The organism is Saccharopolyspora sp. 6M (genome assembly GCF_020176775.1).
Taxonomy (GTDB): Bacteria; Actinomycetota; Actinomycetes; order Mycobacteriales; family Pseudonocardiaceae; genus Saccharopolyspora_C; species Saccharopolyspora_C gregorii.
The window spans coordinates 18,541-28,706 of record NZ_JAIUJZ010000033.1 but is presented as its reverse complement, the minus strand read 5'-3'; the positions used below and the strand labels follow the sequence as shown (position 1 = coordinate 28,706).

10 protein-coding genes are annotated in these 10,166 nt (G+C 73.8%); 1 reads left to right on the top strand and 9 read right to left on the bottom strand.

Annotated features, from left to right (window positions below):
• Nucleotides 1-195: 195 nt before the first annotated feature.
• The 8 genes from LCD31_RS06090 to LCD31_RS06055 form a co-directional block, all read right to left on the bottom strand.
• Nucleotides 196-1,089 (bottom strand): TIGR03619 family F420-dependent LLM class oxidoreductase, encoded by an 894-nt coding sequence (locus LCD31_RS06090; protein ID WP_224956527.1) that lies wholly within the window; start codon nt 1,087-1,089, stop codon nt 196-198.
• 28 nt (nt 1,090-1,117) lie between these two features.
• On the bottom strand, nt 1,118-1,804 hold the full coding sequence (locus tag LCD31_RS06085) for an HNH endonuclease family protein (RefSeq protein ID WP_224956526.1): 687 nt from the start codon (nt 1,802-1,804) through the stop codon (nt 1,118-1,120).
• 81 nt (nt 1,805-1,885) lie between these two features.
• Complete coding sequence (locus tag LCD31_RS06080) at nt 1,886-2,404, bottom strand: DinB family protein (RefSeq protein ID WP_224956525.1); 519 nt, start codon at nt 2,402-2,404, stop codon at nt 1,886-1,888.
• Between the two features lie 95 nt (nt 2,405-2,499).
• Nucleotides 2,500-3,828 (bottom strand): aminomethyl transferase family protein, encoded by a 1,329-nt coding sequence (locus tag LCD31_RS06075; RefSeq protein ID WP_224956524.1) that lies wholly within the window; start codon nt 3,826-3,828, stop codon nt 2,500-2,502.
• A 135-nt stretch (nt 3,829-3,963) separates the two neighbouring features.
• Nucleotides 3,964-5,049 carry a winged helix-turn-helix transcriptional regulator gene (locus tag LCD31_RS06070; protein ID WP_224956523.1) on the bottom strand — a complete coding sequence of 362 codons (1,086 nt, stop codon included), beginning with the start codon at nt 5,047-5,049 and terminating at the stop codon, nt 3,964-3,966.
• A gap of 265 nt (nt 5,050-5,314) precedes the next feature.
• Nucleotides 5,315-6,118 carry a siderophore-interacting protein gene (locus tag LCD31_RS06065; RefSeq protein ID WP_224956522.1) on the bottom strand — a complete coding sequence of 268 codons (804 nt, stop codon included), beginning with the start codon at nt 6,116-6,118 and terminating at the stop codon, nt 5,315-5,317.
• A gap of 17 nt (nt 6,119-6,135) precedes the next feature.
• On the bottom strand, nt 6,136-7,044 hold the full coding sequence (locus LCD31_RS06060; RefSeq protein WP_224956521.1) for a PDR/VanB family oxidoreductase: 909 nt from the start codon (nt 7,042-7,044) through the stop codon (nt 6,136-6,138).
• Nucleotides 7,045-7,291: 247 nt separating this feature from the next.
• Entirely contained in the window at nt 7,292-7,984 is a 693-nt protein-coding gene (locus LCD31_RS06055; RefSeq protein WP_224956520.1) for an SDR family NAD(P)-dependent oxidoreductase, read from the bottom strand.
• Nucleotides 7,985-8,085: 101 nt separating this feature from the next.
• Between LCD31_RS06055 and LCD31_RS06050 the strand changes: the two genes are divergently transcribed.
• On the top strand, nt 8,086-8,922 hold the full coding sequence (locus tag LCD31_RS06050; RefSeq protein WP_224956519.1) for a helix-turn-helix transcriptional regulator: 837 nt from the start codon (nt 8,086-8,088) through the stop codon (nt 8,920-8,922).
• 65 nt (nt 8,923-8,987) lie between these two features.
• Here the strand turns inward: LCD31_RS06050 and LCD31_RS06045 are convergent, their stop codons facing one another.
• Complete coding sequence (locus LCD31_RS06045) at nt 8,988-9,767, bottom strand: MBL fold metallo-hydrolase (RefSeq protein WP_224956518.1); 780 nt, start codon at nt 9,765-9,767, stop codon at nt 8,988-8,990.
• Nucleotides 9,768-10,166: the final 399 nt, after the last annotated feature.

Here is a 10,166-nt window from a genome sequence, read left to right as displayed (position 1 = left end):
GGGTGGCCTGGGGTTGGGGTGGGGGAGCCGACCCATCTGCTCCTGTCTGGTGTTTTTTTTTTCGCCGGTGCCCCCCCCCCCCCCCCCCAAAAAGCTGTCCTCGCGAGAAGACAGCTGAGAACCCGCGGGTGGTCCTGCTGCGTGCGTGGTCGCTGCTCAGCGGCTTCGCCGCTGACAGGCGGGGCGCCGGGCTGGTCAGGTGGGGAAGGCGGTGCGGAGGCGGGCCGCGTGGTCGAGGAGTTCGGGGAGGGTGTCGCAGGTGGTGAACTGCAGGTCGACGAAGGCGTCCTCCACGCCCAGCTCGGCGACCGCGTGCAGGTGCTCGGCGATGTGCTCCACCGAACCCCGCGCGGGGCGGTCCCCCGGCGGTCCGAACTCGGCGTTGACCCGCAGCACCGTGCGCACCGGGTCCAGCCCGGCCTCCCGCGGGTGCTCCCGCAGCGCGGCGAGCTGGCGGCGCAGCGCGTCCAGCGGCAGGGCGATCGCCAGCCACCCGTCCGCGCGGCGGGCGATGCGCCGCAGCGCCGCCTCCGAACCGCCGCCGAGGTACACCGGCACCTTCCGCGTCGGTTTCGGCTGGAACTCGCCGGGGCTGATCGTCCAGAACCGGCCGCGGTGCCGCACCGGATCGGGTCCCCACAGCGCGGCGAGCACGTCGAGGGTCTCGTCCAGCCGGGCGCCGCGCTCCGCCCACGGCACCCCGGCCGCCAGGTACTCGTCCTTGGACCAGCTCAGCCCGAGACCGGCGATGAGCCGTCCCGAGCTGAGCAGGTCCAGGCCGGTGAGGGCGCGGGCCAGCGCGATCGGCGGGTGCAGCGGCGCGCTGAGCGTGCTGGTGCCCAGCAGCGGCGACCTCGTCACCTGCGCCGCGATGCTCAACGTCAGCAGCGGGTCGAGCGCGGCCCGCATCTGCGGCGGCAACGTGCCGTCCCCGCCGGGGTAGGGCGTGAGCAGCCGGTGCGGGGCGTGCACCCGTTCCCCGGCCCACAGGCTCTCGTAGCCCATCGCCTCCGCCTCCGCGGCGACGGTGCGCACGTGGTCGGGGTGGGCGAACGCGCCGAACTGCGGTAGTCCCAGGCCCAGGCGCATCTTCGCGCTCCTCTCCGCGGCAGGCGGATCAGCCGCAGGTCGCCAGCATCTGTTCCAGCGCCGACTTCTCCTCCGCGGTGACCGACAGCCCGTATCCGTGCTTCACGGTGACCCAGTCGGTGGCGTACTCGCACCACGCGGCCTCCACCGGCTTCCACTTCGACGGGTCCTTGTCGCCCTTCGACCGGTTGGAGCTCTTGTCTGCGGCGACGAGCTGCGGCAGGTCCATGTCGTTGGCGAACTGCTCGCGGCGCTCGGCGGTCCACTCGTTCGCCCCGCTGCGCCAGGCGTTGGCCAGCGGAACCATGTGGTCGATGTCCACGTCGGAGTCGTCGGCCACGGTCTCCCCGCTGTAGGTGCTGACCCAGCTGCCGGACGTCGCCTCGCAGGAGTTGTCCACCTGCACGTCCGTGCCGTCGCGGACCAGCACCGCTTCGCGGGTGTTGCAGTTCTTCCCCGCTTCGGGCGCTGGGATCCAGTGCTCGAAGCTCTTGCGCGAGTAGCCGTCCATCGAACCGGCCGGCTTCACCTGGAGGTCCGCGAGCTGCTCGGACGCCGCACCCGCCGATGCGGTGGACGGCGCCCCGGAGTCGGTGGCGAGCACCTTGTCCAGCGCACCGGACTCGAACACCAACCAGCCCAGTCCGATGATCAGTGCGGACACCACGGTGATCCACACCGGCGTCCGCTGCTTCTTCTGTTGTCCTGTCGACATGCTCGCTCCGGCTCCGATGTTGCTGTGCGCAGCCCATTCGATCACGGAGCGCCATCGGGCAGTACCGCCGTGCGCGGGAGATCACGCGGCGGACCGGTAGAGGTCGCGCAGCAGGGCGATCTCGCCGCCGTGGTGGAACAGCTCCCGGTTCAGGTGCAGCACCAGCGTCAGGTAGGTCCGGTCGGCGTGCGGGCCTTCCGCGGGCCCCACCGGTTGCGTCCAGCGCTCGGCGGGCATCGAGCCGATCCCGTCCCGCCACAGCACGTGCTGCCGGTCCAGGTGGGCGAGCGCCGCCGCCGCGGAAGCCGGGTAGTCGTGGTGGTCGATCCGGTACGAGCCGTCGCCGAAGTGGTTCGACACCCGCATCGCGAACACGTGGTCGGCGACGTGGCACAACCGCCACGCGATCGTCGTGAACGGCGGCGGATCGGGAGCGGGGAAGGAGAAGTCGAACTCCCAGCCGCGCCCGGTCTCGCGCACCGACCAGCAGCCCGGGACCGGTTCGCGGAAGTACTCCTCGTCGGTGAGGCCGTCCAGCCGCGGCCGCCACTGCTCCCAGTAGAGGTCCAGCTGGTCCAGCGCCTCGTCGCGGAAGTCCATGCGCGGCAGCGTAATCGGCGCTCCCGGCGCGCCGCCGTCCGGCGAGCCCGCCGACGAGGTGGAGCGCGGCGGTCGTCCCGGAGCGGCCGCGCGGTTCAGGGGTTCAGCCGGTAGCGGGTGCGGGCGTGCTCGCCGTAGGGCGCCGGGTGGACCGTCGCGCGGATGCGCGGGAAGCCGAGGTCGGCGTCGGGATCGGTACCGGGACCGGGGTGCTCGCCCCAGGCGACGTGCACTCCGGTGCCCGGCCGGGCGTGCTCCCGGTCGACCAGCGCGAGCGACAGGACCGTTCCGGCCGGGTCGAAGGAATCGGTCTGGTGGGTGACGCCCACCAGCGCGCCGTCCACCTCGACCCGGTTGCGGGCGTAGCCGTGCACGAAGCCGTCGCCGAGCACCGCCCGCACGTCGGCCGGATCGAACTCCAGCGTGACCTTGGTGCGGCGGACGTCGTCCTTCGCCGCCCGCAGCGCGTCGCGGCCGATGAACTCGTGGTCGAACGAGATCGACCGGCCGTAGCCGAGCTCGTAGGGCGTGCAGTAGTGGTCTTCGATGTCGGGGGAGAAGAAGCTGCCGGTCAGCGGCCGGACTCCCTCGTAGCTGCGCAGCGGCAGGTGCTCGCGGTACCCGGACAGCTCCGGAGCGGTGTAGATCGCCGGGGTCGGGCTCGGGATCCACCCGCTGTCCATGCTGGCCGTCGGGTACGCGAGCCCGCCGACGCGGACCAGGCCGAACCGCTCACCGGCGCGCAGCAGCGCCTCTTCCACGGCCGCGCCGTGCCGCCACTCGCCGAAGAACTCGAAGCCGGGCTGCCCGGCCATCCCGTGCCGCAGGGCGCGGAACCGCCGCCCGCGCAGCTCCACCGGGGCGGTGTGGAAGAACCTGATCGGCGGCAGCGGGCCGCCGAACACCGCTGCCACCAGTTCGCCCGCCAGCGGCCCCTGGACCTGGTACCGGAACAGCCGCGGCGGGCCGCCGCCCCGATGCCGGGAATCGGGGTCGGTGCTGAACTCCACGTCGTACCCGCCGCGCGCACCGTGGTACCCGACCCAGTTCTGCGCGGCGGGCACCCCGCTGAGCAGGTAGCGCTGCTCGGCTTCGCGCAGCAGGATGCCGTCGGTGATGATGTTGCCGTCCGGCGCCACCGGGACGAACTGCTTGGCCCGCCCGACCGCGAAGTCGCGGTAGTCGTTCGCGCTCACCTCGGACAGCAGGCGCGTGGCGTCCGGTCCTTCGACCACAGTGTCGGACATGTGGTGGGAGAGGTCGGACAGCGCGACGGCGGAATGCCAGGCGTGCTGCTCCTGCCGCCAGCCCGCGTGCTCGGGTTCGACGACCGGCGGTGTCCACGGTGCGTCGTCCGGGCGCCACAGCAGGTCGACGGGTGAACCCGCCTCGTTGATGCCGTCTTGCAGGCTGGGTGTCGTCACCCACCGAGGATCGGCCGGGGACCCGCGTGATCGCCACGACGCGGTGCCGATCGGGCCGGAACCTCCACCGCGGTGGCCGGGGGCGGTGGTGTTCCGCTGCGCGAGCGGCCCGCGCGGAGGGAATCCGCCACCGGGTCACATCGGCACCAACCGGCCGTGCGTGATCAGGGATCCCGCCTGCTTGACGCGCCTGCCCCGGATGCTCACCTGGTGGCCGAGGATCCCGGGAATGGCCGCGACCTGCGAGGTCAGGTAGCGGTAGAGGTGCTCGGCGTCCCGGCACACCACGATCGCGACGAGGTTGTGCGCCCCGCTGATGGCACCGGCGTACGCCGTCTCGGCGTGACCGGCGAGCGCCGTCCCCGCCCGTTCCAGGTCCGCGGGCGCGACGCGCAGCAGCAGCGTGGCGTGGAGGTGGAAGCCGAGCTTGTCGGGGAGCAGGTCGACGCCGTAGGCCAGCGCCCCGCACGACCGCAGCACGTCCATCCGGCGGGCCACCCGGTTCGGCGGCCAGCCGGTGGTCGCGGCGAGCTCGGCGCGCGTGGCCCGGCCGTCCTCGGCGAGCGCCGCCAGCAGCGGCGCGTCCGCATCGGACGGGCCGCCCGGGCTCGAACCGGCCGGTCTCGACCTGCCGGGGCTCGAACCGGCCGAGCTCGAACCGCCTGGGCTCGGCTCGTCAGGGCTGGGTTCGCCCGAGGTCGAACCGTCCGGGCTCGGTTCGCCCGAGGCACCGGCGGCGAGGCGGCGGAGCCCGTCCGGTGCGAAATCCGGGGCGAACCCGGTCCACTCGGCAGTGCCGGGCTCGCCGAACGGGTGGAGCAGCAGGTCGATGCTCAGGTCCAGCACGGACGAAGCCCTGGGCAGTCGTTGCAGGAGCAGGTCGTCGTGCCAGGCGCCGACGGGGGAGCGGACGATGCACACGATCTCGGAGCCGCCGGACGCCAGCGCGAGGTAGGCGACGTCGGAACGGCGGGCCAGCGATCCCGCCAGCGGCTCCACCCGGTCCGGCCGGCAGCGGATGCGGGCGAGCCAGCGCGCGTCGCCCGGCCCGCCAGGGCGGACCAGGCCGACGACGCGCACCACGCCGTCGCGGCGCAGCGCCCGGTAGCACCGGGCGGCGGTCTGCTCGGAAACCCCGGCCACGTCGGCGATCCGCCGGAACGAGGCGCGCGGTGAGCACTGCAGCGCGCGGAGGACCTTGCCGTCGACCGGATCGATCATGGCGGGATCGTGCCAGCACGTGCCGGTCGGCCCTCGGCGCCCTCGGCGTGCCCGGCGATCCGGCGGACCCAACGATTCGGCGGACCCGATGATCCGGCGTGCCCGGCGGGTCCGGCGATTCAACGGGTCCGGCGACCCGGCGACCCGGCGATCTGGTGACGGACCGGCGACCCGGTGCCCGACGGACCCCGGCTACCCGGTGCCCCGGCGGCCCTCGGCGCCCGGCGCGGACCCGGCGACCCGGGGCCTGCCGCGGCCGGGCACCTCAGCCCGGGCTGGAGCGGCCGTGGCGCCAGTAGCCGAAGAACGCGATGTCCTGCTTCGGCATCCCGTGCTCCTGGACCAGGTGCCTGCGCAGGCCGGTGGCGAGCTTCGACTCGCCCGCCACCCACGCGTAGCCGCGGCCCGGCCCCGGCGACCACTCCTTCGCCGCGGCGAGCGCCAGCACCCCGGGCACGTCCCCGGAGCCGTCCCGGGCCACCCAGCGCACCCGCGCGCCCGGGGGCGCGGTGACGTCGGAGCGGATGTCGGCGGTCTCGGGAACTTCCAGCACCACGTCGGCGCGCAGGTCGTCGGGGGCGTGTTCGAGGATCGCGAGGATCGCGGGGACCGCGCTCTCGTCGCCGACGAGCAGCTGGTGCCGCGCGTCGTCCGGCGGCAGGTAGCTGACGCCGATGTCGAAGATCCCGGCCGGGTCGCCGGGCCGCGCGCGGCGAGCCCAGTCGGCGGCGGGGGCGTCGTCGTGCAGCGCGAACTCGACGTCGACCTCGCCGCGTTCGGGGCGCCTGCGGCGGATCGTGTAGTTGCGCACCCACGGGCGGCGGGTCTTCGGCAGCAGGAGCAGCTCGGCCATCCACGCGTTCCCGGAGCTGGTGGGCATCCGCAGCCGGTCCTGGCCTTCGCGCGGGAAGAACAGCCGGACCGCCTGGTCGTGGCCGCCGTGGTCGAGGTGTTCGAGCTCGGGGCCGCCGAGGGTGAGGGTGGCGAAGTTCGGCGAGGTGGCGGTGTTCGCCAGCACCTCCACCGTGATCATCGTGCGGTGTTCGGGCGTGCGGATCTTGGGCAGCACGAGTTCGTCCCTTCTGTTCAGAGATCCACGGAGAGGTGGTGGGACGACGCTCGGGACACGCAGGGGTACATCGTGCCGGGTGCGGCGCCGATGTCGTCGCGGTGTTCGGGCTCGCCGGTGAGGACGACGAGTTCGCAGCTGCCGCAGACCCCTTCGCGGCAGCCGCTCGGCACCGGGTGCCCGGCGTGGTGCAACGCGTCGAGCATCGACTCGTCGGCGGCGACCCGGACGCTGTCCCCGGAGCGGGCGCAGTGCACCTGGAACTCCGCGTTCGGGGCGAAGGTCCTGGTGGCGGGGCGGAAGCGTTCGACGTGCAGCCGGTCGGCGGGGAACGCGGCTTCGGCCGCGGTGAGCATCGCGTCGGGGCCGCAGCAGTACACCAGCGCGTCCGGACCGAGGTCGGCGGCCAGCGCGGCGAGGTCGGGCCGCCCGTCGGCCGCGGTGGCGACGATCCGGACCCGGTCGCCGTGCGCGGCGGCGAGCTCGGTGGCGAACGGCATGCTCGCGGTGCTGCGGCCCGCGTACACCAGCCGCGCGGTGGCCCCGGCCGCGAGCGCGGCGCGCAGCATCGGCGCGATCGGGGTGATGCCTATGCCGCCTGCCAGGAACAGGTACTCGGGGGCGGGCAGCAGCGGGAAGTTGTTGCGCGGCGGGGAGACCGCCACGGTGCGCCCTTCGCGCAGGAACAGGTGGACGTACTCCGAGCCGCCGCGGCTGAGCGGGTCGTGGCGCACCGCGATGCGGTAGCGGCCGCGGTCGGCCGGGTCGCCGCACAGCGAGTACTGCCGGGTCAGCAGGTTCGGCAGCGCCAGGTCCACGTGCGCGCCCGGGGTCCAGGGGGCGAGCGGGCCGTCCGCGCCGCGCAGCACGAGGGAGACGACGTCGTCGGCGACCCGCTCCACGCGGTCGAGGATCGGGTGCTGCACGGATGGACCACCTTGCCGAGTGCGGTTCGCAGCGCGCCTTCGCGACGCTGGTGGCCTACGTACGTGCAGGTCACAGCTTGATTATGAGCAATTGTTCGCTTCGGGCGCTACTCGCTTTCCGGCCGCCGGACCCGAGATGCCGCAGTGGGCGGCGAACGGCGCTCCGGGCCGCGCGAACAGCCGCGCGGCATCCCGGCCGAGCTCGCCCGGACCCGGGATCCCGCGACGGCTGCTCGCGTTTCGCCCGTCACCAGGGGAGCGAGCCGTGCACGTCGAAGTAGCCGCCGGTGGGACCGTGCTGATCGAGCTGCGCCATCCGCACGATGATCTCGGCGCCCTCCTCGACGGTCTGCGTGCCGCGGTGGTCGTTCAGGTCGGTCGCGGTGAAGCCCGGTTCGACGCTGTTGATCCGCATGTGCGGGAACGCCTTGGCGTACTGCACGGTGATCATGTTGACCGCGGACTTCGACGCCGGGTAGGCGAGGCCCGGGTACCCGTGCGTCGGCGTCCCCGGGGTGCTGACGAGGGTCGTCGAGGCGAGCCCGCTGCTCACGTTCACCACGACCGGATTCGCGGACGCGTGCAGCAGCGGCAGGAACGCGTGGCTGACGCGCAGGGTGCCGAACACGTTCGTCTCGAACAGCGGCCGCATCAGGTCGGCCGTGACCTCGGCGGTGGGCGTCGGACCGTCCTCGATGCCGGCGTTGTTGACGAGCACGTCGAGCCCGCCGTCGGCTCCGATGGTCTCGGCGGCGGCGGCGACGGACGCGTCGTCGGTGATGTCGAGCACGAGGGGCCGTGCTCCGATCCGCTCCGCGGCCCGCCGCCCGCGTTCCGGATCACGAGCGGCGGCGTACACGGTGTGGCCCGCCTCGACGAGCCGGCGTGCGGTTTCGTGGCCGAGGCCCTTGTTGGCCCCGGTGATGAGTGTCGTCGTCATGCCTCCACGTTCGGCCCGGGCGCCGGGTCCTGCCAGTGGTCCGGTCTTCCTGGGACCACCAGTGCCAGGTGGCCCGGCGCGGATCGGCGCACAGTGGAGGCATGGCGACGGAGGAGTTCGGGCGGGCGGTGCGGCGCTGGCGCGATCGGGTGTCCCCGGAATCGGCGGGGCTGCCCGCCGGTGGCCCGCGGCGAGCCGCGGGACTGCGCCGCGAAGAGCTGGCGCTGCTGGCCGGGATCTCGGTGGACTACGTGACCCGCTTCGAACAGGGCCGGGCGCGGAACCCGTCGGAGCAGGTCGTGGAGGCGCTGGGCCGGGCGTTGCGGCTGTCCGGGCCGGAGCGCGAGCACCTGTTCCAGGTCGCCGGGCTCGTACCGCCGGGGCGCGACGTGGTCCCCGCCCGGATCCCGCCCGGCGTGCAGCGGATGCTGGACAGGCTGGCGGGGACTCCGGTCGCGGTGTTCGACGCCGCGTGGACGATGCTGCTGGCGAATCCCCTGTACGCGGCGTTGATGGGGGATCCGTCGGGATGGCGCGGCCACGAGCGCAACGCGGTGTGGCGCAACCTGGTGGGCCCGGGCGGCCGGGTCCGCCACACCCCGCGGGCTCGCCGCGAGTTCGAGGCCGCGCTGGTCGCCGACCTGCGCACCACGGCGGGCAGATACCCGGCGGACCCGCGGTTGCGCGACCTGATCGCGCAGCTGCACCGGCGCAGCGACCGGTTCGCCGAGCTCTGGGATTCCGGCGCGGTGGCCGAGCACGACGCCTCCCGCAAGACGGTCGACCACCCGCGCGTCGGTCCGATCACGCTGGACTGCGACGTGCTCGGCGTCGCGGGCGCCGACCTGCGCATCATGGTCTACACGGCTGATCCCGGCACGGAGGACGCCGACCGGCTCGCACTGCTGGCGGTACTCGGCACCCAGACCGTGTCCTAGCGGCGCCGCGGGCGAGCGGGCGCGGGCCCCGGCCGCGCAGCACGGGTTCCCGGCCGCCGGACCGGTCAGGACCGCAGCCGCGCGAAGATCTCCGGGTCGTGAGCGCAGATCAGGTCCACGTCGGGTTCGGCGCCCGCGTGCAGTTCGGCGAGGCGGGCGTGGTTCGCCCGCACCTGCCGGAGGTCGTGCGCCACCGAGGTCTCCAGCAGCCGCAGCGCGATCGGCACCGGCGCGCTCCCGTCCAGGGTGCCGCGGTGGTAGAACGCGTCCCCGGCGTGCAGCACCCACCGATCGCCGGCCTGCACCGCGACCGCCGCGTGCCCGCGGGTGTGGCCGGGCAGCGCGATCAGCACGAGGCCGGGCGCGATGCCGGTGAGCTCCTGCGCGGCTGGGAATCCGCGCCAGGATTCGCCGCCGGTGCCGTGCTCCACCAGCCGCGGGGGGGGCGCCCACTGCACGGCCCGGAACCGCAGCCGCTCCTTGCGGGACGGCGAGTGCAGCGCGCCCGCCGCCTCCGCCGCGGTCAGGTGCACCCGGGCGTGCGGGAAGTCGGTGAGCCCGCCCGCGTGGTCCATGTCGAAGTGGGTGAGCACCACGTGCCGCACGTCCTCGCGGCGGAAGCCGAGCCGTTCCACCTGGTGCGCGGCGGTCTCCTCGGCGTGCAGCGCGGGCCGCACCACGTGCCGGAACGCGCCCAGCCGCCGGGCCGGATCGGCGATGTCGGCGAGCCCGAACCCGGTGTCCACCAGCACCAGCCCGGCCTCGGTCTCCACCAGCAGCACGTGGCACACCAGCGGCGCTCCGGGCAGGTTCAGAGTGCCGCAGTTGAGGTGGTGCACTCGCACGTTTTCTCCTTGAGCACTCGGTTTGCGGGGTGGGGCGGGTGGCGGAACCTCAGCTGCTTCCTCGCTGCGGGATCGTTTTCACAGGTGGCTCCGCCACATGAGAAAACGCTGTCCTCGCGAGGAAGCAGCTGAGAACCCGCGGGTGGTCCGGCTGCTCTGGTGGTCTCCGCTCAGCGGCTTCGCCGCTGACAGGAAGACACCGGCGGTTCTGCCGGGCAGGTTCGGCCGCGGGCCGTCGGGTGATCAACAACCTACCGCTCGTAGAGGTCGGTCGGGTGTGGCGGTCCGTCGTGGTTGGGTGCCGGGGCCGCTTCTTCGCGGCGGACCTGGCCGCGGGGTGAAGCGCGAACGGTCCCTCCGGGACGGGGGACCGGAGGGACCGTTCGCATGCGGGAGGCG

Excerpts from the sequence above, each read along its gene's own strand:
- LCD31_RS06080 (WP_224956525.1), bottom strand. The coding sequence starts at position 2,404 with ATGGACTTCCGCGACGAGGCGCTGGACCAGCTGGACCTCTACTGGGAG.
- LCD31_RS06090 (WP_224956527.1), bottom strand. The coding sequence starts at position 1,089 with ATGCGCCTGGGCCTGGGACTACCGCAGTTCGGCGCGTTCGCCCACCCC.
- LCD31_RS06050 (WP_224956519.1), top strand. The coding sequence starts at position 8,086 with ATGGCGACGGAGGAGTTCGGGCGGGCGGTGCGGCGCTGGCGCGATCGG.
- LCD31_RS06055 (WP_224956520.1), bottom strand. The coding sequence starts at position 7,984 with ATGACGACGACACTCATCACCGGGGCCAACAAGGGCCTCGGCCACGAA.
- LCD31_RS06085 (WP_224956526.1), bottom strand. The coding sequence starts at position 1,804 with ATGTCGACAGGACAACAGAAGAAGCAGCGGACGCCGGTGTGGATCACC.
- LCD31_RS06070 (WP_224956523.1), bottom strand. The coding sequence starts at position 5,049 with ATGATCGATCCGGTCGACGGCAAGGTCCTCCGCGCGCTGCAGTGCTCA.